The organism is Methylosinus sp. LW4 (assembly GCF_000379125.1).
In the GTDB taxonomy this organism is placed as follows: Bacteria; Pseudomonadota; Alphaproteobacteria; order Rhizobiales; family Beijerinckiaceae; genus Methylosinus.
Window position 1 is genome coordinate 2322085 of record NZ_KB900626.1, and the last position, 24163, is coordinate 2346247.

The window sequence follows — 24163 nt, forward strand, 5'->3', positions numbered from 1 at the left end:
TGTTCTACTATGCCAGCGGCGCAAAAAAATATGCGCCAGATCAATCCTCTGGCGCATATTGAGAAAGAAGCGGCCTATATTTTGTCTGCATTCGAACGATCAGAACTCTTCCCAGCCCTCGTCCGCGGCCGGAGCCGAGGCGCCGCGGCCGCCGGCGGAAGCGGCGCGCCGCCGCGCCGGAGCCGGAGCCTCGACACGCCGCTCGCTCGCGCGCGGAGCGGACGCCGGACGCGCGCCCTCGCCGCGCTCGATGCGGAAGACGGAAATGAGGCTCGCGAGCTCTTCCGCCTCATGGCTGAGGCTGTGGCTCGCCGCCGTCGTCTCCTCGACCATTGTGGCGTTCTGCTGCGTCATGCTGTCGAGCTGGCCGACAGCGCGATTGACCTCGGTGAGGCCCGTCGCCTGCTCGCGCGAGCCGGCGGCGATGTCGGTCACGACGCGGCTCACCTCGCCGACCTGCGAGACGATGCGCTCCAGCGCCGCGCCCGTCTCCGTCACCAGCACCACGCCATTCTCGACCTGCGAGGTCGAGGCGGCGATCAGCGCCTTGATCTCCTTGGCCGCCTCCGCCGAGCGCTGCGCCAGCGCGCGCACTTCCGAGGCGACGACGGCGAAGCCGCGTCCCGCCTCGCCAGCGCGCGCCGCCTCGACGCCGGCATTGAGCGCGAGAAGATTGGTCTGAAAGGCGATCTCGTCGATCACGCCGATGATCTTGCCGATGTCGCGCGTCGAATTCTCGATGCGCCGCATCGCCTCCACGGCGTCGCGCACAATGGCGCCGCCCTTCTCGGCGTCGGAGCGCGTCACATCGAAGACCTCGCTCGCATGGCGCGTGCTGTCGGCGGTCTTGTTCACCGTCGCAGTGATCTCCTCGAGCGCGGCGGCCGTCTCCTCGAGATTGGCGGCTTGCGCCTCGGTGCGGCGCGCGAGATTGTCGGACGCCTTGGCGATCTCGACGCTGGAAGAGCGGATCGCGCTCGCCGAGGCGCCCACATCGGCGAAGGCGGTGGCGAGCTTGGCGGCGGCGTTGTTGAAGTCTTCCTTGATCTTGTCGAAGCCGCCGTCGAGCTTGTCGACGACGCGCCGCTGCAGATCGCCGCGCGCGAGCTCCTCGAGCGCATTCGCCATCACATCGAGCGCATGGCGCTGATGCGCCTCGGCGTCGGCGCGCTGCGCCTCGGCGGTGCGGCGCTCCTCGCGCAGCACGTCGAGATAGACGGACACGGAGAGATTCATGTCGAGGAAGACGGCCTTGGCGAGCGCGGCGACGCAGCGGGAGGTGCGATCGACGCGCGCCTTGCCGGCCAGCATGGAGCCCGAGAGATTATCCTCGACAATGGCCTGAATCAGACGCTCGGTGATGAGCGCATAAGCGGAGATATAGAAGCTCGGCTCCAAGCCGATGCGGGCGTGCGCCTGGCCGACGGCCGTCACCATGCGCACATATTCCACGCCGAACTCGGCCTCGGTGATCTGCGACCAATGACGCATCTGCGCGGCTTTCGCCGCCGCCATATGGCGCTCGTCGGAGAAGAAGCCGCGTAATTTCGCGTCGCCGCGAACCTTGTCGTAAAATGCGTCGAGAGCCGGGCCGAGAGCCTTCGCGATGACTGGCTTGGCCTGGCGCAAGGCGCCGCGAGCCGCCTCGTTCATCTCCATGAACGCCAGACTGTCGTTCAGAGACGCGCTGCTCTTGGAAGGCTCGGCCATCTTTTGCTCCCGCAATTCGTTAAACGCCGAATACGACTCGTCCCCGAAAAGGCGAATCGATTCGCGAATCCTGATCGGTAACGATTAAGCTATCCGGGAAGTTTAGGCATTACTAACGCGTCACAATTTCATCGCTGCATCGCACCGTGTTGTCGCACGCAACATTATAACGTCTATAAAATATTGGACGTCAGTCCGAGACAAGCTCGCCTCGCTAGTCGAAAGCTTCGTCCCTCTGCGTCGAGGCCAGCTCATTGAAATCGAAACAGCAGAAACGACATCTGGCCGCGACGCCGCGGCCCGCCGATGCGAGCGAATTGCTCGCCGATCTCATGGCGAGCCTGCGCGCGGACGACCTCACGACCGCGCTGCGTAAAATCGACGCATCCCGCGCGCTGGTCGATCGAAATGCTTTCGCGAGCTATCTCGCCGGGCTCGTCCGCGTCTCGGTCGGACAGCACGAAGCGGCGATCGATCATTTCGGCAAGGCGATCGCCATCGAGCCCGATCATGCGCAGGCGCTCTACGGTCGCGCGGTGGCGTTGCAAAAATCTGGACGGCCGGAGGCCGCGATCGCCGATCACGCGCGATCGCTGCAGCTCGATCCCGGCAATGTCGAGGGCTGGCTGAATTACGGCGTCGCGCTGCAAATGACGGGACGCAGCGGCGAGGCTGTCGAAGCCTATGGGCAATTGCTGGCGCGCGCGCCCGGCCATGCGCAGGGCTTCGCCAATCGCGGCCTGTCGCTGCATGCGATCGGCGAGGATGCGCGCGCGATCGAAGATTACGATCGCGCCATCGCGCTTCTGCCCGCCGATCCCGCGCCGCTGCGCAACAAGGCCGTTTCGCTCGCGCGGCTCGCGCGGCATGAGGACGCGCTCGATTGCTTCGCGCGCGCCTTCGCGCTCGATCCCACTTGTCTCGACGCCGCCGATGGCGCGCTCGCGGCGCTCGTCGCTCTGCGCCTCTTCGAGGAGGCCGTCTCCTTCTGCGACACTGTGCTGAGCCTTGCGCCCGGCCATGTTCCGGCGCTGCTGACCAAGGCCAATGCGCTGCACGAAACCAAGCGCTACGCCGCCGCGCTCGCAATATTCGACGAAGCCCTCGCGCGCGCGCCGCAGGACCCGAAGCTGCTCACCAATCGCGGCATGTGCCTGTTCGAGCTCGGCCGGCTCGAGGAGGCGCAGGCTTGCGCGCTCGCCGCCATCGCCGCCGATCCGACATTCGCGCTCGCCTGGCGCTGCCGCGGCATGGTGGAGATGCGCCGCTCCGATCTCGACAACGCCCTCGCCTCTTTCGACACGGCGCTGCGCCTCGCCGACAATGAGCCGGACGTGCATTGCGGCCGCGGCATCGTGCTGAAGGAGCTCGGCCGCTTCGAGGAGGCGCGCGTCGAATTCGACCGCGCGCTCGAGATCGATCCGCGCCATGCGGAGACGAAAGCCAATAAGGGCACGCTGCTGCTGCTGCACGGCGAGTTCGAGCAGGGCCTCGATCTTTTCGAGCATCGCTGGGTGCTCGACGACCGCCCCAAGACCGAGATCGCCTATCGCTGGCCGGAATGGCGCGGCGAGCCGCTGGCCGGCAAATCCATCCTCATTCTCGACGAGGCGGGCCTCGGCGACGCGCTGCAATTCATCCGCTATGCGCCCTTGCTGGCGAGGGCGGGCGCGAAGGTCGCCTATCATTGCCGCCCCGCGCTGCAGCGCTTGATGCGCGGCCTCGGCGAGAGCGTCGAGATCATCGCCGCTCCGGCGCAGGATGCGGCCTATGATTATTGCGTCACTCTGTGCAGCCTGCCGCACGCCTTCGGCACGCGCGCGGAGACGATACCGGGCGGCTCCTATCTTTCTGCGGAGCCGGAACGCGTGGCGCTGTGGCGCGAGCGTCTCTCGGGCGAAGGATTGAAGGTCGGCATCGCCTGGCAAGGCAGCGCGCATTCGCGCTCCGACCATGCGCGCGCCGCGCCGCTCTCGGCTTTCGCGCCGCTCGGCGCCATTCCCGGCGTGCGGCTCTACAGCCTGCAGAAGAATTTCGGCGCCGATCAATTGCGCGACGCGCCCATGCGCGTCATGTCCTTCGGCGAGGATTTCGACGCCGGCGCCGACGCCTTCGTCGATACGGCGGCGGTGATCGCCAATCTCGATCTCGTCGTGACGATCGACACATCCATCGCCCATCTCGCCGGCGCGCTCGGCAAGCCGGTGTGGATCGCGATCAAGCATGCGCCGGAATGGCGCTGGCAATTGGAGCGCGAGGACAGCCCCTGGTATCACAGCGCGCGGCTGTTCCGTCAGGCGCAGCGCGGCGATTGGAGCGATGTCTTCGCGCGCATCGCGCGCGAGCTGGAAGCCCTCGCGGCGCCACAGGCGCGGCCGGCCGAAGCGGACGCCATTCTCATCCCCGGCTCGGTCGGCGAGCTGATCGATCGCATCACGATTCTGGAGATCAAGGCGCGCAAGATCGCCGACGCCGAAAAGCGCGCCAATGTGGCGCGCGAGCTGGCTCTGCTGCAAGGACTGCGCGACGAGCGCGGCTTCGTCGGCGGCGCGCTGGATGCGCTGGCGCGCGAGCTGGAGGAGACCAATCTCGCGCTGTGGAACATAGAGGACGATATTCGCAATTGCGAGAAGCGCAGCGATTTCGGCCCGCAATTCGTCGCGCTGGCGCGCAGCGTCTATCAGCGCAACGACCATCGCGCGGCGCTGAAGAAGCGCATCAACCTCGCCTGCGGCTCTCTGATCGTGGAAGAGAAATCCTATGACGAGGCGCCGCACGCCTCGTGAGCTTTCGCTGACGACTGGTCAAATCCCGCTCGACTTCGACGAGAACTCGAAACCTTCGATCAGCATGGGCGGGGCCGAGATCGCGGCGCCGCCCATCTCGGTCTTCACGCGCTCGCTCGCGCCGATCGCCGCTATGCGCGAGAAGGCGCCGTGGAGATTCTCGTTGAAGCGCATGTTGCGCACGGGCGCGACGACCGCGCCATTCTCGATGAGGAAATTGCCGTCGCGCGTCAGCCCGGTGAGCAGCAGGCTGCGCGGCTCGACCATATTGGTGTACCAGAAGCGCGTCACCAATATGCCGCGCCGCACGCCGCGGATCATCTCCTCGAGGCTCGTCGCGCCGCCGGCGACGGTGAAATTATGCGCCGCGGGAATGGCCTCGGCGCCGGATTTCTGCGCCCAATAGCGCGGACGCGCGAGCGTCTTCAGCACGCCCTTGTCCACCCACAGCCGCGCCTCTTGCGCGAGGCCCTCCTCGCCGAAGGGCGCCTCTGGCGCGATCGGGTCGCGCGGATCGGAGCGCAGCGAGAAATCGGCGCTGAACAGAGCCTCGCCGAGCTTGGTTCCGCCGCCGGCGCGCGAGAAGAAGCTACGGCCCTCGTCGGCCGGGCGGGCGCGCAGCATCCACATCAGCCATTGCGCCAGCTCGCCCACCGCTGTCGGCTCCAATATCACCGTATAGCGGCCGGGCTCGAGATCGAGCGGCTCCTCGTCGCGCGCCGCTTTCAGCGCGGCGCGGCGGCCGATGTCGGCGGGATCGAGCTGCGCGACCGAAAAATGCCGCGCGCCTGCCCAGCCGGACCAGCCGTCGCTCTTGTGGCGCGCGGTGGTCGAGAGATCGACGAAGCTCTCGCGATCATAGGCGAAGAGTCCGGCGCTCGAGGCCAGCGCCGAGAAGCGGCGCCCCCCCGCCGCGCAGCCGAACATGTTCACGCCCCGCGCCGTTCCCTCGGCGACGACGCGCGCGCTCGCCTCGGCGAGAAAGGCGAGATCGAGCGCTCCGGTCGCCTCGTCATAGCGGGCGCTCTCAGAATAGACCTGCGCGCCGAGCGGCGACAGAAATTCAGGGTCCGCCGGCAACAGGCGCGCGATCTCCTCCGAGCGCGCCACGGCGCGGGCGAGCGCCTCCCGATCGAGCCCGCCGACCGAGACCGAGCCGACGCGGCCGCCGACATGCGACTCGATGCGCGTTTTCACATGCGCCGTCGCGACATTGGTGGTGACGCCGCCGCCGGCGAAGCGCAGGCTCTGCGCCTCCTCGCCCTCGATATGGATCACGCAGGAGTCCGCCGCGGACAGGGACCGCAGACGATCGGCGAGGGCGAGGGCGTCGTCTCGCGTCAGGAACATGGCCGGCCTTTCTCATTCGACGGGTCCGGCGGCGGCCGGCGGTCGCATGATAAGATGGTTGTCCTCCATTCGAAAGCGTCCGGCGCGGCCGCGACTGTGGCCGCCGCGCAACAGCGGCTCCGATATTCGGCCGCGCCGGCGCCCGATCATTGACCCGGGAATTCCAGCGGACCTATTTTTGCCGCCGATGAGGACAATCTCCTCCATGCGCCGCCCGGCGCGCCGGCTCCTCGCCTGCGCAACGGTGATTCTCGCCCTATTGCAGGCCATCGCCCTGCTCGGCGCGACAGCGCGGGCGCATGGGGCCATCGGCCTCTCCCCCACTCTCTCGGCCGACGCGCTCTGCGCAGCCGCCCGCGACGGCGACGGAGCGCCCCTCGCCCATCACGCCGGCGAGCATCATTGCGTCCTGTGCTCGGATCGAGGCGCAGAACCGCCCGCCATCGCGCCCATCGCCGCGCCTCTCCTGCCGCCGCCGAACGGGGTGGCCAGCATAGGCGCGCGGGGGCTGTCGCCGCGCGCGCCGCCGCTCGGCTGGGCGAGCTCATGGTCCTCGCGCGCGCCGCCATCGGTCTGAAAATCGAATGCCGCCGCCCCTCGGGCGAGCGGCCGGCCTCGACCTTTCGGATCAATCGCGCTCGCGCGCCAGCCAGGGCGTTCCACTTTGTCTCGATCGATCTCGTCGCGCGGCGATCGGCCTGCGGACGCCAAACCGTGGCGGCTCCGCGAGCTGTTTCTCGCCCATAAGCGCGATCTCTTCGGCTTTCTCGTGCGCAAGGTCGGCGCCGTCGATGCGCCGGATCTGCTGCAGGAGACGTTCCTGCGCATGGTCCGCCATGATCGGCCCGAGACCATCGAGGACCCGCCGGCCTTTCTCAAGCAGATCGCGGTCAATCTGGCCCGCGATTTCGCCCGCCGCCGCAAGACTGAGGAGGGTCGTCTCCAATTCGGCGACTATGTGATCGACCCGCCGGCGCCGGAAACGCCGATCGAGGAGCGGCTCGACTATGAGCGGCGCTCGGCGCTGCTGAAAGCGGCCATGGCGACATTGCCGCCGCGCTGCCGCGAGGCCTTCGAGCTGCACATCTATCATGACGTTCCGCTCGCCGAGGTGGCGCGGCGGATGGACATATCCGACCGCATGGCGCGCAAGCATGTCAGCGTCGCGCTGCGCGCCTGCCGCGCTGCGCTGCGGAGCGAGACCGAGTGATTTTTTCCCGCTTCGAGGTTCCGTCTCGCGCCGGCGCCGCGTCATCTATAGCATCGGGCCGCGCGGCGCCGCGAGGACGGATGGAGAGATGACCGCAGACAAGGCGACAGAACCCGCGCCGGACGAAGCCGGGGACGCCGCGATCGAATGGTTCGTGCGCCAGCGCGAGGGACGGCTCTCGGCGGAGGAGACGGCCGCCTTCGAGGCGTGGCGCGCCGAGCCGGCCAACGCCGCCGCCTTCGACGAGGTGCTGCATATGTACGGCCATCTCGCCGGCATGAGCCCGGCTCGCCGCATGCGGCCGACGCCGCGCGCCGCGCGCGGGATGAGAGCCGCGGCCCTCGCCTTCGCCGCGGCGGCGGCGGTCGCGGTCTTCGCCTCTTATGACGAGATCGTCCTGCGGCTCGAGGCCGATCACATCACCGGCGTCGGCGAGAAGCGCCTGGTGACGCTGGACGACGGCTCGCATGCCCTGCTCGACTCGCGCTCCGCCATCGCCTTGCGCTATTCGGCGGGCGAGCGACGGCTCCGGCTCCTTTCCGGCGAAGCCTGGTTCGACGTCGCGCCCGACGCTTCGCGCCCCTTTGTCGTCGAGGCCGGCGAGGGCCGCGTGACGGCGCTCGGCACCGCTTTCGACGTCGCGCTGGAAAGAGGCGGCGCGCGCGTCACTGTGACGGAACATCGCGTCGGCGTCGCCAGCGGCGGCAAGACCACCATCGTCGAGGAAGGCCAGCAGACCGCATTCGAACGCGATGCGCCGGCGCATGCGCCGATGAGCGTCGATATCGACATGGCGACCGCCTGGCGACGCGGCAAGCTCATCGTCAATCGGCAGCCGCTCGGCGATGTGCTCGCCGCGCTCGGCCGCTATCATCGCGGCTATATCTATTGCGTCGATCGCGCGATCTGCGCGCGGCGCATCTCCGGCGTCTTCGGCGCAGAGGAGGACGCGCTGCAATCCTTGGCGGAGATAGAGGCCTCGCTCGGCCTGCGCGCCATCCATGTCACCCGCTATCTGATCCTGCTGTATTGAATTTGAACGCTTCATCGGCCCGCGAATTTTTTCGCGCGACGGAGGTTCCGCTTTTTCCGCCTGCCGCGTCCTGTTCCCGAGAGCCCGAACTCTATGGCGGGCGTTGCGACGGCGGGACGAAATGGCCATGGCGAGGAAGAAGTCGGCAGGCGAGGGCGTGAATATGAGTTCGACGGCGATCGCCTTGGCGCTGAGCGCGATGACGCTCGGCGCAGAGGCTCCGGTGACGAGCGCGCAGGCCTCCATCTCGCCGCAGGAGCGCGACGGCGCGCTGCGCGACTATCGCATTCCCGCCGGCGCCATGGAGACGGCGCTCAACGCTTTCGCGGACCGCAGCGGCCTGCATATCGTCTTCGACGTCGGCCTCACCGAGGCGATGAGAACGCGCGGCGTCGTCGGCGCCTATTCGGTGCGCGAAGGGCTCGACCGGCTGCTCTTTGGAACCGGCCTCTCCTATCGCTTGTCGGAGAATGGCCGTTCCGTCTCCATCATTCTCGCGCAGGCCGCGCGCGGAACCATGACCGACGCCAGCGGCGAAGAGCTGCCGCCCATCGACATCGGCGCGGAGCAGAAGCGCGCGAGCGGCGCCTCCAATGCGCCGGGCTTCGACGCCGAGCGCGCGCAGCAGCCGATCTATCGCGATCCGCCCGGGCAGACGGTGACGACCGTCGATCACAAATTCCTCGAAACGACGCCGATGCAGACAGTGCAAGACATGCTGCAATACAGTCCCGGCGTCTCCATCTCGCAAGGCACGATGCCGCGCGAGCTGATGCCGTCGATCCGCGGCTCCGGCAATCGGCTCGGCATGACCTATCCTTTCACCGTCCGCAATATCATGCTCTATGAGGATGGATTTCCCATCGTCACCGCGGACGGCAATGGCCGCACCGACATGCTGGACCCGCATTCCTTCTCCGGCGTCGATGTCTATCGCGGTCCCTCCTCCGCTATGTTCGGCAATTACGCCTATGGCGGCGCGATCAATTTCCGCAGCCTGACCGGCAAGGAGATCGACGGCGTCGAGACCGGATCGGAATTCGGCAGCTTCGGCTATTTCAACAATTATCTGCGCGCCGGAAAAAAGATCACGGATCGCGATCTCGGCGATTTCGACATTGCGATCTTCGGCTCCGACACGCGCGGCGACGGCTATCTCGCCCGCGGCGCGCATGAGTTCGATCAAGGCAAGGTGCTGGCGACATGGACGCCAGTTCCGACCGATCGGCTGACGTTCAAATTTCTCGCCAGCAGTTCCTTCGCGGAATTCATGAATCGCAGCTCGCTGACGCAATTCTACAAAAATCCCTATGGCAAGACTGTCGATTGCCGCATAGCGACGCCCGCCAATCTTCCCTTCTGCAACAATCTCTATGTGCCGGCGAATGGCGCCTTCACCAGCGGCGCCTCGGGGCTCGTCAATCAGAGCGTCTGGCAGCTCGGCACGCATTGGCATGTGATGCGCGACATCGTCGGCCTGCGCTATGAGCACGACTTCGACAACGCTACGACATGGCGCACGCAATTCACCTATGATTATCTCGATTACATCAACAGCACCTGGCCGCCGCCGAAAGTCGGCCCCGCCGTTTTCGGCGGTCTCGGCGGGCCGGTGGCGATCCGCGGTCCGTCCTATGGCGTCAGCGCCTCCACCGACATCACCAATCATGGCGCGATCTTCGGCCTGCCGGCGACGCATTATCTCGGCTTCTTCTATGACGCTCTGAAGAGCGACAATCCGCTCTATTCGCAGGTTCCCAATGTATGGAATTACGGCGCGATCGGCGGCGCGGTCGGCAATATCGAATCCAATCACTCCAATATCGGCCTTCGCGCGCGTGAAGAAATCGCGCTGACGCCGCAGATAACCGCGGCGATCGGCTTCAGCTCCAATTGGAACAGAATCTCCGGCGTCTACACCGTCTATAATTACGCCAATAATGGAACCATGACGCGGCCGACGCAGATCGGCGTCGACAATGACTATTGGAACACGGCGCCGGAGGCTTCGCTCACCTATCGCTACAGCCCGGAATGGCAGTTCCGCGCGCGCTATGCGACGGGCTATGGCACGCCGAACTTCATGTATCTCACCAATACGCCGACCGGCGCGGGCAATAATACGTCGCTGAAGGCGCAGACCAATATGGGCGTCGATCTCGGCGTCGATTGGACGCCGGCGAAAAATCTGACGGCGAGCGTCACGCTCTATCACGAATGGTTCCGCAACGAGATTCTCACGCAGGCGAATGGACTCGTCAGCTATCAGCTCAATGCGCCCTCCTCGATTCATCGCGGCGTCGAGGCGAGCGTCGATTGGCGACCCTTCGACGGTTGGCGCCTCATCGCGGCCTATGCTTATAACGACCAGTATTTCACCAATTTCTGGGACAATCTCTCATCCACCGTCTCCTATAATCGCGCCGGTAATCGCATCCCCAATGTGCCGACGCATACTCTGACGAGCCGCGCCGGCTATGACATTCCAGACGGCGATCTCAAAGGGCTCGGCGCTTTCGTCGAATATGTGTTCAAGAGCTCCTACACGATCGACAACGCCAATCTGACGTCGGTCCCGGGCTATGGGCTCGTCAATCTCAACGTGCATTACAGCCGCGCCATAGAGGACAGCTATGTGAAGAACATAGAGGTCTATTTCGATGTGAAGAATCTCTTCGACCGCACCTATGTCGCCGGCGCCAATGTGCTGACCAACACGCTGATGACGGGAACCGCCGTGCAAACGCCGGCGATATTGCTCGCCAATTCGACCGGCGCATCGATCATCGCCGGCTCGCCGCGCGCATTCATCGGAGGGGTGAAGCTCAAATTCTGACTGTCGCGCGCGCGTCGAAGAAGGCGAAGATGCGCGCGCCCCCTCCCCAGCCCTCCCCCGCTTCGCGGGAGAGGGAGCAGCTTTCGCGCTTCATCGATGGTTCGCGTCACCTCGCCGCCTTCCCTCTCCCGCGCAGCGGGGGAGGGCGAGGGAGGGGGCCTTCAGTCGCGCGCCGTGTTCAGCACCGTCACGCCGCGGAAGCGCGCCGCCGGCGCTCCATGCGAGACCGGCGCGAGCTGCATCGGCTCCGCCTTGCCGCAAGTGAATGTGCCGCAGAGCCGATAGGTGGAGGCGTCGCCGAGTCCGTCGAGCGAATTCCAGAACGAAACCGTGCGGCCTTGATATGCCGCGTCGCGCACCGGCTCGCCGAGCTTGCCGTCCCTTATCTCGTAGAACATCTGCCCGCCGAATTGGAAATTGTCGCGCTGCTGGTCGATGCTCCAGCTTCCCGCACCGACGATATAGAGTCCCTTCTCGACGCCGCCGATCAGCTCCTCGAGCGCGCAGGCCTCAGGATTGGGCGCGAGCGAGATATTGGGCATGCGCTGAATGGGGAAAGCGGTCGGATCATCCGCATAGGCGCAGCCATTGGAGCGCTCTGCGCCGATGAGATGCGCCTGTCCCATCGCCATTTGATAATTGCGAAACACGCCTTTGGAGACGATCTCGAATTCCGCGCGCGCGCGCGGCGCGCCATCGTCGTCGAAGGCGATGCTGGCGAGCCCGCCCTCCTGCGAGCGATCGGCCTTGATCGTCATCAGCTCGCTGCCGAAGCGCAGATTGTTCAACATATGCGGCTTGACGAAAGAGGTGCCGGCGAAATTCGCTTCCCAGCCGAGCGCGCGATCGAGCTCTGTCGAATGGCCGACCGTCTCGTGAATGGTGAGCCAGAGATTGGTGGGATCGATGACCACATCCGTCACGCCCGCCTCGACAGGCTTGGCGTAGAGCTTTTGGCGCGCATCCTCGACCGCCTGACGCGCCTCGCCGAGAAGATCGCAGGAGAGCGCATAATCCCAGCCGGCGGCGCGCGCCGGCGCGAGGCTCTCGCGCGTCGCGAAACGGCCGGAGGCCTTGTCGATCAGCGTGACCTCGAAAGAGGGCTGCGTGCGTGTGCGCGACTGAAAGATGCGGCTGCCACGGCTATCGGCGAAGAGCCGCTCCTCCGTGGCGAAGGCGAAGGAGGAGACGCAATAATCCGCGCCCGCCGCCAGCGCCGCGGCGTTGACCGCCACGAGGCGCTCGACCTTGACGGGCGCATCGACCGCGAAAGGATCGACGCCGAGCGGCATGATCCATTCGGCGACATGCGGCTCGGTCTCCTCGAGCCGCACGGGCGTGACGCGGATCGGCGCGACGGCGCGGGCGTTGTGAATCGCGCGCTCCACCGCCGCGGCCAGGGCGCCTCGCTCCAGCGAGCGCGCGCCGTAAAAGCCCCAGCAGCCGTCGACGAGCACGCGCAGGCCGAAGCCGGGGCTGGCGCTCTCGAAAAATTCGTCGAGCCGTTCTTCCTTGGCCTGGATGAATTGGCGGCGCGTCTCGCCGAGGCGTATGTCGGCGTAGCTCGCGCCAGCGCGGCGCGCTGCGGCCAACGCCGCCTCCGCCAGCTCGGCGAGAAGGTTGCGATCGAGGCGAAACGGCGCGGCCGTCCGCGAAAGCTCTTTGGGATTATGCGCTACGGTCATGGTTCCCTCGCCGCCGAAGGATAGACTGGGAGCGGCGGCGAGGGAAAGCCGATTCAGCGCAGAACGGCGAAGCCCTGCTTCTTGTAGAAGCCGGCGGCCTCCAGTCCCTTCAGAAAGGCGAAGAATTTCGCCGCCGAGTCGCTGGTCGAGGAGGCGGTCAGCGCGATGGGATAGACGATCGGCGGATGCGAGGAGGCCGGGAAGGTCGCGACGACCGAGACCTTGGGATCCGAATAGGCGTCGGTCAGATAGACGATGCCGAGCGGCGCCTCGTCGCGCGCGACGAAGAGAAGCGCGGCGCGCACATTCTCGGCGAAGGCGAAACGCGATTCCAAATCTTCCCACAGGCCGAGCTTCTGCAGCGCCGCCTTGGCGTATTTGCCCACAGGCACGGAGGCCGGATCGCCGGTGGCGATGCGGCCGCTGTCGCCGAGCGCGCCGAGCAGCGAGGCCTTGTCCAGCGTGATCTTCTTCGTGCTGGCGACCTTGGGCGCGATGACGACGAGGCTGTTGCCGAGCAGATCGACGCGCGAGCCCTCCTTCAGCAGCCCACGGGAGGAGAGATAATCGGCGGAGGCGGTGTCGGCCGAAATGAAAATATCCGCCGGCGCGCCCGATTCGATCTGCTTGGCGAGCGGCAGGGAGGCCGCATAGCTGATGGTGACCTCGACGCCCGCCTTTTTCTTGAAGGCGGCGGCGGCCTCGTCCAGCGCATTTTTCAGGCTCGCCGCGGCGAACACGGTCACGGTCTTGGAGCCGGTCGCCTTATCGGCCGCAGGAGCCTCTGCGAAGGCGGGCGTGAAATTCAGCGAGAGAAAAGCGGCGACGAACGCCAGACTTGCCATTTTGACCATGAGAACTGCTCCGATGATCGGCCCCGACAGGTGAGCCTTGTCTTACTTATGCATATATTTTGCCTATTTGTGAGTCTTTCACATGATTTCACATAAGAATAACAGATGACGCCCAGCGCCGGAGCGCGCCCCCTGGGCAATGACAGGGATGAGCGGGCGATTGTCGACGAAGGTCGACTATGTTAATTTTCCGCGTCTCGGAAAAAACGCACAATGTCTGAATTTCTCACCACGCGGGAGCTCGCCGCGCTGCTGCGCGTCAAGGAGCGCAAGGTCTATGACCTCGCCGCGGAAGGCGCGCTGCCGGTGCGCCGCGTCACTGGAAAGCTGCTGTTTCCGCGCCTCGAGATCGAGGAGTGGCTGGCCGCGGGCGCGAGCGGCCGGGCTCCGCGCGGCGAAGGCGCGGCTGCGCGCCCGCTCGTCGTCGCCGGCGGCCATGATCCGCTGCTCGAATGGGCGCTGCGCGAATCGCGCTGCGGCGTCGCGGCGCTGCTCGACGGCGCGCTGGACGGGCTGGAGCGCGCGGCCACGGGCGGCTGCATCGCCGCCGGGCTGCATATTCCAGAGCCGGAGGACGGCTGGAACGTCGAAACGGTGCAGAGACGGCTCGCGGGCGAGCCGATCGTCGTCATGGAATGGGCCAAGCGCCGCCGCGGGCTGATGTTTCGCAAGGGCCTCCCCCGCCGCATCGACGGGCTCGCCGATGTGCGCGACCTCGCCTTCCAATCCCGCCAGCCCGAGGCCGGCAGCGAGCTCGTGCTCACCCAGCTGCTCGCGCAGGCGGGGATGAAGCGCGCGCATTTGCGCCTTGTTCCCGCCGTGGAGCGCTCGGAGACCGATCTCGCCTCGGCCATCGCCGCCGGCGGCGCCGACGTCGGCCTCGGCCTCGAGGCCTGCGCGCGCCAGTTCGGCCTCGATTTCGCGCCGCAAATCGTCGAGCGCTTCGATCTCGTGGTCTGGCGCAAAGCCTATTTCGATCCGCCCTGGCAGACGCTCATGCGTTTTTGCGCGAGCGAGGCGTTTCAGGAACGCGCCGCGCGGCTCGGCGGCTATGACATCTCGCAATCGGGCGCCGTGCGCTTCAACGCGGATTAGCGCGTCTCCTGCCGCAGCGGCCGCCGGTTCGGCTGGAGACGCGTCAAAAACAAAGACTCTGGCGGAGCGCGCGCTGGCGCCCGCATTGCTGTATCGCCAAAGGAATAGGAGGAGAGACGATGTCAGCTTCCACCGAGGCGACCGCCGAGCCGACGACGCTCGAGGCCGCGATCACGACCTGCGTGCGCGCCTTCTACGACAAAGGCCTGGCCGATCCGCTGCTCGGGCCGATCTTCAGCGCGATCCCGGAGCTCGACCAGCATCTCGATATCATCGCGAATTTCTGGTCCAAGTCGCTGCTCGGCACCGATCGCTACCAAGGCCATCCTTTCGCCGTTCACATCAACCTGCCCGTCGAGCCGGAGCATTTCGCCCGCTGGGTGGAGCTGTTCACGCAATCGGCGCGCGAGTATCTCCCCTCGGCTCAGGCCGAGGAGGCCATCGCCAAAGCGACACATATGTCACAATGCTTCCAAGGCGGGCTGTTTCCCTTCACTGGCGCGGATGGCAAGCCCTCGCGCCTGCCCCCGCACTGAAGCGGTAGGGCGGCCGCTCAGATCGAGAGGCCGCCGCCGCCCTCCAGAAACGCGTCCCAGGAAAAGGGCGTCCAGCCTTCCGCCTGCATCTCGATCGCGAAGGAGACGCCGCGCGCGATGAGTCGGTTGCGCGCGGTCATGCCGGCCACCTGAGCGCCGGTCGAGGCGGCGATGTCGGCGAGCGGCGTGCCTTTGGCGACCGCCCTGCCCTGCTTGATGATGCCGCGAATGCGGCCGCCATAGGGAGCCGGCACGGGAGCGCCGTCGATCTCGCCGAACGCCTCTCCCGCCTCGACGATATTGCCTATGTCCTTGTACATCTTGAAGAGCCCAGCGACGGGCGCGCGCACGGGCTCCGCCTCCGGCGGATCCGCCTCGCAGCTCGGGCCGGGGCCTTCGCCAGGACGCCTTATCGCGCCCGGATCCTTGCCATAGGCGTCTATGGCGAGATCGCAGCTCTCGCCCGGGATCGAGCCAGGCGCGACGCCAATGGTGAGGCCGGCGAGATTTTTGACGGAGAACGGGTCCTTGCGCGGATTCATCTCCGCATCGACGACGACCTCCCAAGGCCAGCGCTCCAGAATTTCGTTGAGCGGATGCGTCAGCACCGGCACGAACATGCGGCTGCGCAGGCCGAGCATGAATTCGGCGACGAGATCGGCGCGGCGCGCCTCCACGCCCTCCAGAACGCAGGAGCCGTCGAACCAAGCGTCCGAAAACGTCATCTTGCGGCGGAGATCGGGCGGCGGAGCGGCCTCGTGGACGGCGACGATATGATCGGCGAGGAACAGCTCGCGCGCTATGGCGGATGCGGTTTCGCCGATGCCGAGAACGAGAACGCAGGAATGTCTCTCTGACATGACGGGCTCACTTCGGCTGAGGTGAAGAGGGATTGTGGACCCTAGCAAGAATCTGGCCTTTGTCGCGAAATCGGCGCCAGCCGGACCGGCGCGCGCCGCCTGGGCGCGCTGCGCCCGAATGCCGCAGGGGCGGACCGCCAGTCTGGAACTTTTGCAATATAGTTTGGTATACGGCTCGCATAGGAAGAAAGGTCTCGGGCGGAGACGCCGGCTCGGCCGGCCCGTCGATGGCCCGACAAGTCGGAGAACGCCGCGAGCCGGCGAATATGGAGGACGATGTGCAACCGAATGTTTCTTCAGACGCCACGACCGAAGCCGGCCATGTTGTCGCGAATATTCCCGCGGCTGTCGAGCCGGTGGAAAAGGACGCCAGCGTCGCGACCGCGGTCGGCGACACCGTCATTATCATGGTGCGCTTCCGCCCCGATACGACCGTCTGGGAAATCAACGGCCTTCCCGCTCATCTCGACAAGCAGGCCTGGTTCACGCTGCTGTGCAAGCGCGCTGGCTCCAAGTTCGAGACGCGCGCCGGCGGCCGCGGCTATTTCCGCCTGACCCGCGCGGAATATGAGGCGATCGCCGCTCGCAACCCGAACTGATCCTTCGAAGCGGGCGCCGCCGAGCGGCGTCCGCCCCTAGAGCGAAAAAGCGCGAAAAAACGCCTTTCCAGCGCCAAAACGGCCGCTTTTCTTACTAAAATGTGAGATTGGCGCATTTCTCGCTAGTTCAGCGATCATGCTGGACAAGACATCGCCGCTCTTTGCGCAGACCCACCATTACGTCTCGATTTTCCCGGCGCGCGTGCTGCGGCACGACCCGGATTTGGGCCTCTCCACGCTGCTTTTCGCCGGCGGGGAATTGCGCGTGCCTCTGGTCGACGCCGTCGTGGGAACCGCGATAGAGGTGGAGATCGACGCGCGCGACGTCTCCATCGCCCTCTCGCGGCCGATGGACGTCTCCATACTCAATCGCCTTCCCGGCGCCATCGTCGAGCTGGACTTTCTGCCGCCGCCCTTCACCCGCGCGCGGCTTTCGCTCGGCGGAGCCCATGTGGACGCGCTGATCACGCATGAATCGGTCGAGCGGCTCGCTCTGGTCGAGGGACTCTCGGCCTGGGCGATGATCAAGACGGTCGCCGTCAGCGGCCGGACGCTCGATCCCGACGAGGCTCCGCTTCCGCGTCAGTGGCCGACTTCTGATAGGACCAGTCGAGCGCGCCGATGATCTCGTCCAGCGTTCGCTTGGCCGAATTGGCCGCGTGACGCTCGATCGAGCGGTAGACGCCCACCAGCCTTTCGCCGAAAGGCGTGATCTCCGCCCCGCCCTCGCGCCGGCCGGGAAAGGTCGCCACCACCGGACTTTCGAAGGTCCGATTGAGCGCATCCACCGACAGCCAGCACTTGCGATAGGATAGGCCGAGCGCCCGACTCGCGCCGATGATCGAGCGTTCCTTGCGCAGCGCGTCGATCAGCTCGAGATCGGCCGGAGCGAGAACTCCGCCATTGGGCAGCTTCAAAATAACGCCGACCTGCGGCGCATCCACTTCTGTTCGCATCGTTCCGCGCCTCCTGCGACGCCGCGATCTGTATCGAACAAAATATAGCTGAAAGACGACGATCCTGTCACATTGGCAACAGGATTGTCAGTGGGCGACGAAGGGCCCCTCGACCGGCGTCGCATCGCGCTTGGCGAGCTCGATGCGGATCGCGCGGCCCACGGCGCTCGCGACCAGACCGGATCGCTCGTCTATGCCCGTCCATTTCGCGGAGCGGCCGCGCGGATCGATCTCCAGCAGCTTGCACCCGGCCGGAATCTGGAGGCCGTCGCGGACGACGCCGCGCAGCACGCCATCCAGCGGCGCCGTCACCGGCTCGCCATCCAAATGGCCGACGACGAAATCCTTGAACACGCGGACGCCGATATCGATCGCCGAATGCCACAGGCCGGGCTTGCTCGAATAGACGAAACGCTCCTCGCCGACATCGCCGAGGCGGTTCGGCACATGGTCGGCCGGCTCGGTCGCGCCCTCGTGAACGATGAGGCCGGCCTGCGACGGCTTGGTCTCGATCGCCACGTCGCAATTGTGGCCGACGGCGAAGTTCGGCCCGAGGCCGACCGCGACTTTGGCGAGATGCCGCAGGTCGGGCGTCGCGCGATATTTCTGCATGCGCGCATCGACCAGCGCATGGGCCGTGCGAACCGCCGCGAGATCGTGAAACTGCAGCGGCGTCACCGCGACCTTGGTCGTGTAGTCGAGGATCTCCACCAGCTCCATCGTCGAATCGGCGCGCTCGGCCTCGACCCCGTCGAGCGTGATGCGCTCGCCATAGAGGCAATCGTGAAAGGCCATCTGACGACGGATGACGGGCGGGAAGGCGTCGTGGCTCAGCACGCAGGCCCAGCCGATCCGATTCATATGCACGGCGACCGCCGATGCGATCTCATTCGTTCCCAATATGACAGCCAGCGGTCGTTTCCGCCGCGGCGTCTCGAATTCGTGTCGAGGGCGCATCGCTCACTCCTGATCTCACCAGGGGATAGCAAGCCGCGCGCCAGCGCTATGGCATTTATTTACCGATTTGATTTCAGGGCTCTATCGAATTTTCCGACACGGCGGGCAGGAAGCGCACCTATATTGTCACGTATATAACAGTGACGGTTTTCAGCCTTTTGTCGCAGCGTCAGGCGCCCTCGGCGCGAAAATGGACAGCGAGCCAGACGGTCGGCAAGCTCTCATCCGTCCATTCGACGCGGTGTCGGCGATGCGCGGCGATCTCGAGATAATCGCCGGGGGCGAGCGTCAGCACCTCGTCACGCCCCTCGAAGCGCAGTCCCGCCGAGCCGGCGAGCAGGATCACCCATTCCGCCTCGTCCTGATCGTGCCAAAATCCGGGCGGGCTCGCCTGGCCGAAGGAGACGATGCGCTCGACGCGCATGTTCGGAGCGGCGAGCAGCGGTAGAAACTGCTCCTCCTCGGCTTTTTCCGGCAGATCGACGAAAATATTTTGCAGTCGCATGCGTCTTCCCGCGGCTCGCGCCGCGCCGCGGGTCGTCGCTCTCGCGACTATTCCGCGGCGTCGCGCAGACGCGCGCGGGCGACCGCGCGCAAATCATCGATCGGCGCGAGGCCCTCGCCCGATTCGAAATGCCAGAAGGTCCAGCCATTGCAGGCGGGAAGGCCCTGCACCAAGGCGCCCGTCTTGTGAATGGAGCCGACGATGGCGCCGATCGACAAAGCGCCGTCCGCCCGCACCACCGCCTTGTGGCGTCCTTTGGCGTCGGTGAGCGTCGCGCCCGGGGCGACGAGGCCGGCCTCGACGACGCTGGCGAAAGCGATCCGCGGCTCATTGCGCTTGGAGGGCGCCGGCGCCACGGCCTCGGCCGGCAGCGGCGAGATCGCCGCTATGCGCGCACGCGCCGCGGCGGCATAGACCGGCTCGCGCTCTATGCCGAGATAGTCGCGGCCGAGCAGACGCGCCGCCGCGCCCGTCGTGCCGGATCCGAAGAAAGGATCGAGCACGAGATCGCCGGGATTGGTCGCGGCGAGCATGATGCGGGCGAGCAGAGCCTCGGGCTTTTGCGTCGGATGCGTCTTGCGGCCGCTCGAATCCTTGAGACGCTCGCCGCCCGAGCAGATCGGCAGCAGCCAGTCCGAGCGCATCTGGCAATCCTCATTGCCGGCCTTCAAGGCGTCGTAGTGGAATGTGTAATTGCGCGCCGAAGCGTCGCGCGCCGCCCAGATCAGCGTCTCATGCGCATTGGTGAAGCGACGGCCGCGGAAATTCGGCATCGGATTGTTCTTCCGCCACACGATGTCGTTCAGGATCCAGAACCCGAGGTCCTGCATGATCGCGCCGACGCGGAATATATTGTGATAGGAGCCGATGACGAAAATAGTGGCGTTGGGCTTCATCGCCCGCCGCGCCGCCGCCAGCCAGTCGCGGGTGAAGGCGTCATAAGCGGCGAAATCGGCGAATTTGTCCCAATCATCGTCGACCGCGTCGACGACGCTCTGGTCCGGCCGGGTGAGCCGATTGGCCAGCTGGAGATTGTAGGGAGGGTCGGCGAAAACGAGATCGACGCTCGCCTCCGGCAGGCCGAGCATGACCTCGACGCTGTCGCCGACGACGACCTCGTTACGCGACATCGCGCGAGGCGACCCGTAATTCGACGTCCCAGTACGCGAGACCTTTATCTGGGACTTGGGGCGGGCCGCCCCGACGCGCGCGCTACTCATGAACAATCACCGGCTACGCAACCAACGATGCGAACATTGCCCGATCGCGGTAAAAGCCGGGTTTAGAAAGCCCGTGCGCGGCTGTCTCTTTTCCGCACGCCTTCGTTAAGAAATTCCATTTTCACCAGATATTTACGAACGCTCATGACAGGCGGTCAGAGGGCGGCTACCTCGCGGCGCGGCGCGCGCGGCTCCCGCAGCGGCGCGAAGCTCATGCGGTGAAAGGGCGTCGGCCCATGGGTTTCGAGAGCGGCGAGATGCTCGCGCGTGCCATAGCCGGCGTTGGTCTCGAATCCGTAATGGGGATAGAGCCGGGCGAGCCGGCGCATCTGGCTGTCGCGCGCGACCTTGGCGACAATCGACGCGGCGGCGATAGAAAGAGAGAGCGCGTCTCCTTTCACGATCGCCTCGCCCGGACAGGCGAGCTCGGGCAGGTCGCGGCCGTCGACCAGCACGAAGCCCGGCGCGATATGAAGCGCGGCGACGGCGCGCGCCATGGCCAGCAGCGCGGCGCGGCGAATGTTCAGCCGATCGATCTCCTCGACGCTGGCGAAAGCGACGCCGATGGCGAGCGCGCTGGAGGCGATTCGCTCGAAGGCGGCGTCCCGCGCCTTGGCGGACAGAGCCTTCGAATCGTCGACGCCGTCCGGCAGCCGGTCAGGATCGAGAATCACGGCCGCGGCCGCGACCGGGCCGGCGAGCGGCCCGCGCCCGACCTCGTCGACGCCGGCGATGGGTCGAGCGCCGCCGCGCAGGACGCGCGTCTCGGTGAGAAAATGGGGAGGCATGCTCGCTCGGCTCGTCGAAAAAGGGCGGCTGAAACAAACACAGCGGCGGAGCCGGAGCAATCGGCCCCGGCGCGCTTTTTTTAAAAGAGGCTCAGCTGCTCGGCGTCGCTGCGCGGCGGCCGGAACAGATCGGCGCGCAGCCGCGTGCGGGAGAAGCCGAGACGCTGCGCCGCCAGCTCGAAACGACGGCCGATCATCCAGGCGTAGGGGCCGTCGCCGCTCATGCGCTTGTCGAAGGAAGGGTCGTAGAGCTTGCCGTCGCGCGCCGAGCGCACCAGCGAAAGCACATGCCGCGCCTTGGCCGGAAAATGGGTGACGAGCCATTCGCTGAACAATTCGCGCAGCTCGAGCGGCAGCCGCAGCATCACATAGCCGGCCTCGCGCGCGCCGGCGGCATGGGCGCGCGTCAATAGGGTCTCGATCTCGGCGTCATTGATCGCCGGAATGATCGGCGCGACCAGAACCGCGACCGGAATTCCCGCCTCGGCCAGCCGCTCGATCGTGGCGAGCCGCCGCTCCGGCGAGGCGGCGCGCGGCTCCATCGCCCGCGCCAAGGCTGGATCGAGCGTCGTCATCGAGATCGCGACCTTGACCAGCCCCTTGCGCGCCATGGGCGCGAGAATGTCGATGTCGCGAACGACCAGAGAGGATTTCGTCACAATGCCGATCGGATGATCGGCGCGGCTCGCCACCTCGAGCAGGCCGCGCGTGACGCGATAGCGCTTCTCGAGCGGCTGATAGGGATCGGTGTTGGCGCCGATGGCGATGGTCTTGGGCGAATAATTGCGCGCCGACAATTCGCGCTCGAGCAATTGCGCCGCGCCTTCCTTGACGAAAATCTCCGTCTCGAAATCGAGGCCCGGCGAAAGGCCCATATAGGCGTGGCTGGGACGCGCATAGCAATAGACGCAGCCATGCTCGCAGCCGCGATAGGGATTGATGGAGCGGTCGAAGGAAATATCCGGCGAGTCGTTGCGCGTGATGATCGTCTTCGCCCGCTCGGCATGGACATTGGTGTGGAACTCGCCGAGCTCCTCCAGCCCATTCCATCCGTCGTCGGTCTCGACGCGCCGCTCACGCTCGAAACGCCCGCTCTCATTGGAGAGCGCGCCGCGTCCGCGCCGCCGCGCTGGATCGACGATCGGACGCTCCTCGCTGGAAAAATTCACGACCGCGCCGATCGCCTCGCGACTCAGCTGCGCCGCCCGGCGCCAGTCGCTCTTCTCCGATTTCTCGATCAGACGTTTCGCCGAGCTCGCCATGGCGATGATCTCCTTGCCGGCCCCGCAGCCGGCGTCTCGCCGGTCTCGCTTCGGCTCGCGGCGCGAGACGCCCATGCGCGACACTGGGGCGCCTCGCGACCGCGAGCCTCGATGCGACGCAGCTACTTACAACTCTAGGGGACTTGTTTACGCACGCAAGGAACATTTGACGAACAAGAGAACGTATACGGAACACTATGGGCCATGTCAAGCGGCGACGCGGCCGATCACAAAGCGCGAGGCGGAGAGAAACCGCGCCGGGCGCGCTCTTGTCCACAGGCGCAGCGGCGCGGTTGAACGCGCGGCGCGAATCGATGTTTAAGTCCGCGCCATGATCCTTCCCTCCTTCACGGCCGGAGCGGCGCCGAGATGACGGCGCCCGCCAAGGTTTCCATCGATCTCGGGACCCGCGCCGATGGCGGCGTCGCGACGCTCGATCTCGAGGAGCTGCTGGCGACCCGCCTTCTGGTGCAGGGCAATTCCGGCTCCGGCAAATCGCATCTGCTACGCCGCCTGCTGGAGCAGAGCGCGCCCTGGGTGCAGCAGGCAATCATCGATCCCGAAGGCGATTTCGTCACGCTGGCCGAGCGTTATGGCCATGTGGTGGTGGACGCCCGCTGCGGCATCGCCGATCTCACCCGCATCGCCGCGCGCGCCCGCCAGCACCGCGTCTCCGTGGTGCTCGATCTCGAGGGGCTGGACGCCGAACAGCAGATGCACGCCGCCGCCGCTTTTCTCGGCGGGCTCTTCGACGCCGAGCGCGACCAATGGTATCCGCTGCTCGTCGTGGTCGACGAGGCGCAGCTCTTCGCGCCCGCCGTCGCGGGCGAAGTGTCGGACGAGGCGCGCAAGGCCTCGCTCGGCGCCATGACCAATCTGATGTGCCGCGGCCGCAAGCGCGGTCTCGCCGGCGTCATCGCCACGCAGCGGCTCGCCAAGCTCGCCAAGAATGTCGCGGCGGAAGCGTCCAATTTCCTCATGGGACGCACCTTCCTCGACATTGACATGGCGCGCGCCGCCGATCTGCTCGGCATGGAGCGGCGGCAGGCGGAAATGTTCCGCGATCTGCAGAGCGGCAATTTCGTCGCGCTCGGCCCGGCCATGGCGCGCCGTCCGCTGCCCGTTCGCATCGGCCCGGTGGAAACTTCGGCGCGCAATGTCAGCCCCCGGCTGCTGCCGCTGCCGGAGGCCGGCGCCGATGACGCGCATCTCATTTTCACGCCCGGCGCCAATGAAGCGCGCTTCGAGGCGCCGCGCCGGCCGCCGCCGCCCGCGCCGACCGCCGATGTGCTGGCGCGGCTCGCCCGCAGCGCGCCGCCGGCGCCGCCCGCCGCCGAGCCGCCGCCGAGCATTTCGCCCGAACAGCGTCAGGCCGCGATCGATTCGGCGCTGCGCGAGATTTTGAGCGACAGCGACGCCAATTTCCGCACCATCGCCGTGCTCTATCAGGATTTTCTGGTGCGCTGCCGCATTCGCCGCATCGGCGGCGAGCCCTTGAGCCTGCCCGCCTTCCGCCGTCGCCTCGCCGTGGCCCATGCCGGCATAGAGCTGGCGGAAGCCGAGTCCGAGGATTCGCCCTGGGCCGAGGTTCTCGCAATGGCCGGCGCGCTGCCGGAGGATATGCAGGGCGTTTTTCTCTCGCTGGCGCGCGCGGCCTTCGACCATCGCCCCTGCCCGTCCGACGCCGATGTCGCCAGCGCCTATGGCACGCGCTCGCCGGGACGGGCGCGGCGGCTGCTCGCCTATATGGAGGAGCGGCAGGCGATCGTCTGCCGTCTGGACCAGCGCGGCTGGCGCATCGTCGCCATTCCCGGCGTCGCTTGGGAGACGGAGCCCGGCGATCCGGCCGCAGAGGCGGCCTCGGGCTGACAAGATTCAGAGTGTAAAATGATGCGAGCCTGAAGGCTCGCGGTCCAAAGCG

21 protein-coding genes are annotated in these 24163 nt (G+C 66.4%); 10 read left to right on the plus strand and 11 right to left on the minus strand.

Annotation, left to right across the window (positions count from 1 at the left end):
• Window positions 1–99: 99 nt before the first annotated feature.
• On the minus strand, window positions 100–1710 hold the full coding sequence (locus METLW4_RS0111605) for a globin-coupled sensor protein (RefSeq protein ID WP_018266382.1): 1611 nt from the start codon (window positions 1708–1710) through the stop codon (window positions 100–102).
• Between the two features lie 254 nt (window positions 1711–1964).
• Between METLW4_RS0111605 and METLW4_RS0111610 the strand changes: the two genes are divergently transcribed.
• The gene (locus METLW4_RS0111610; RefSeq protein WP_018266383.1) at window positions 1965–4496 is read left to right on the plus strand and encodes a tetratricopeptide repeat protein; all 2532 of its coding nucleotides are present in this window, start codon (window positions 1965–1967) and stop codon (window positions 4494–4496) included.
• Window positions 4497–4514: 18 nt separating this feature from the next.
• On the opposite strand, the gene METLW4_RS0111615 is transcribed toward METLW4_RS0111610, so the two are convergent.
• A complete protein-coding gene (locus tag METLW4_RS0111615; RefSeq protein WP_018266384.1) occupies window positions 4515–5846 on the minus strand; it encodes a TldD/PmbA family protein in 1332 nt (443 codons plus the stop codon).
• A 205-nt stretch (window positions 5847–6051) separates the two neighbouring features.
• Here METLW4_RS0111615 and METLW4_RS27775 point away from each other — a divergent pair, with 205 nt between their 5' ends.
• From METLW4_RS27775 to METLW4_RS0111635, 4 genes are all read left to right on the plus strand, one after another.
• On the plus strand, window positions 6052–6423 hold the full coding sequence (locus tag METLW4_RS27775; protein ID WP_157235074.1) for a hypothetical protein: 372 nt from the start codon (window positions 6052–6054) through the stop codon (window positions 6421–6423).
• Window positions 6424–6510: 87 nt separating this feature from the next.
• On the plus strand, window positions 6511–7056 hold the full coding sequence (locus METLW4_RS0111625) for an RNA polymerase sigma factor (RefSeq protein WP_018266386.1): 546 nt from the start codon (window positions 6511–6513) through the stop codon (window positions 7054–7056).
• An 88-nt stretch (window positions 7057–7144) separates the two neighbouring features.
• A complete protein-coding gene (locus METLW4_RS0111630) occupies window positions 7145–8089 on the plus strand; it encodes a FecR family protein (RefSeq protein ID WP_026191447.1) in 945 nt (314 codons plus the stop codon).
• A gap of 127 nt (window positions 8090–8216) precedes the next feature.
• Window positions 8217–10925, plus strand: coding sequence for a TonB-dependent receptor domain-containing protein (locus METLW4_RS0111635; RefSeq protein ID WP_245258443.1), 2709 nt, complete (start codon window positions 8217–8219; stop codon window positions 10923–10925).
• Window positions 10926–11086: 161 nt separating this feature from the next.
• Here the strand turns inward: METLW4_RS0111635 and METLW4_RS0111640 are convergent, their stop codons facing one another.
• Window positions 11087–12610 (minus strand): TldD/PmbA family protein, encoded by a 1524-nt coding sequence (locus METLW4_RS0111640; RefSeq protein WP_018266389.1) that lies wholly within the window; start codon window positions 12608–12610, stop codon window positions 11087–11089.
• A 53-nt stretch (window positions 12611–12663) separates the two neighbouring features.
• A complete protein-coding gene (modA, locus tag METLW4_RS0111645; RefSeq protein ID WP_018266390.1) occupies window positions 12664–13464 on the minus strand; it encodes a molybdate ABC transporter substrate-binding protein in 801 nt (266 codons plus the stop codon).
• A 213-nt stretch (window positions 13465–13677) separates the two neighbouring features.
• Here modA and METLW4_RS0111650 point away from each other — a divergent pair, with 213 nt between their 5' ends.
• Together METLW4_RS0111650 and METLW4_RS0111655 are read left to right on the plus strand one after the other, a co-directional pair.
• Complete coding sequence (locus METLW4_RS0111650) at window positions 13678–14559, plus strand: helix-turn-helix transcriptional regulator (protein ID WP_018266391.1); 882 nt, start codon at window positions 13678–13680, stop codon at window positions 14557–14559.
• Between the two features lie 119 nt (window positions 14560–14678).
• Window positions 14679–15095 carry a group III truncated hemoglobin gene (locus METLW4_RS0111655; protein WP_018266392.1) on the plus strand — a complete coding sequence of 139 codons (417 nt, stop codon included), beginning with the start codon at window positions 14679–14681 and terminating at the stop codon, window positions 15093–15095.
• Window positions 15096–15112: 17 nt separating this feature from the next.
• On the opposite strand, the gene METLW4_RS0111660 is transcribed toward METLW4_RS0111655, so the two are convergent.
• Window positions 15113–15955 (minus strand): hypothetical protein, encoded by an 843-nt coding sequence (locus METLW4_RS0111660; RefSeq protein WP_018266393.1) that lies wholly within the window; start codon window positions 15953–15955, stop codon window positions 15113–15115.
• Window positions 15956–16233: 278 nt separating this feature from the next.
• Between METLW4_RS0111660 and METLW4_RS28295 the strand changes: the two genes are divergently transcribed.
• Together METLW4_RS28295 and METLW4_RS0111670 are read left to right on the plus strand one after the other, a co-directional pair.
• Window positions 16234–16554 carry a hypothetical protein gene (locus METLW4_RS28295; protein WP_198290186.1) on the plus strand — a complete coding sequence of 107 codons (321 nt, stop codon included), beginning with the start codon at window positions 16234–16236 and terminating at the stop codon, window positions 16552–16554.
• 136 nt (window positions 16555–16690) lie between these two features.
• Window positions 16691–17179: a TOBE domain-containing protein gene (locus METLW4_RS0111670; protein ID WP_018266395.1), complete on the plus strand. Its 489-nt coding sequence runs from the start codon at window positions 16691–16693 to the stop codon at window positions 17177–17179.
• Here the strand turns inward: METLW4_RS0111670 and METLW4_RS0111675 are convergent.
• The 6 genes from METLW4_RS0111675 to METLW4_RS0111700 all read right to left on the minus strand — a co-directional run bounded on the left by METLW4_RS0111675 (window position 17094) and on the right by METLW4_RS0111700 (window position 22242).
• Window positions 17094–17510: a winged helix-turn-helix domain-containing protein gene (locus METLW4_RS0111675; protein ID WP_018266396.1), complete on the minus strand. Its 417-nt coding sequence runs from the start codon at window positions 17508–17510 to the stop codon at window positions 17094–17096. The two genes, METLW4_RS0111670 and METLW4_RS0111675, sit on opposite strands and share 86 nt — an antisense overlap.
• Before the next feature lie 87 nt (window positions 17511–17597).
• Window positions 17598–18467 carry a xanthine dehydrogenase gene (locus METLW4_RS0111680; protein ID WP_051079632.1) on the minus strand — a complete coding sequence of 290 codons (870 nt, stop codon included), beginning with the start codon at window positions 18465–18467 and terminating at the stop codon, window positions 17598–17600.
• Window positions 18468–18636: 169 nt separating this feature from the next.
• Window positions 18637–18972 carry a cupin domain-containing protein gene (locus METLW4_RS0111685; RefSeq protein ID WP_018266398.1) on the minus strand — a complete coding sequence of 112 codons (336 nt, stop codon included), beginning with the start codon at window positions 18970–18972 and terminating at the stop codon, window positions 18637–18639.
• A 47-nt stretch (window positions 18973–19019) separates the two neighbouring features.
• Complete coding sequence (locus METLW4_RS0111690) at window positions 19020–20192, minus strand: site-specific DNA-methyltransferase (protein WP_026191450.1); 1173 nt, start codon at window positions 20190–20192, stop codon at window positions 19020–19022.
• 155 nt (window positions 20193–20347) lie between these two features.
• A complete protein-coding gene (locus METLW4_RS0111695) occupies window positions 20348–20980 on the minus strand; it encodes a ribonuclease HII (protein ID WP_018266400.1) in 633 nt (210 codons plus the stop codon).
• A gap of 80 nt (window positions 20981–21060) precedes the next feature.
• Complete coding sequence (locus tag METLW4_RS0111700) at window positions 21061–22242, minus strand: PA0069 family radical SAM protein (protein WP_083919314.1); 1182 nt, start codon at window positions 22240–22242, stop codon at window positions 21061–21063.
• Between the two features lie 369 nt (window positions 22243–22611).
• On the opposite strand from METLW4_RS0111700, the gene METLW4_RS24705 reads away from it, so the two are divergent.
• A complete protein-coding gene (locus METLW4_RS24705) occupies window positions 22612–24111 on the plus strand; it encodes an ATP-binding protein (RefSeq protein WP_018266402.1) in 1500 nt (499 codons plus the stop codon).
• The last annotated feature ends 52 nt before the right edge of the window (window positions 24112–24163 follow it).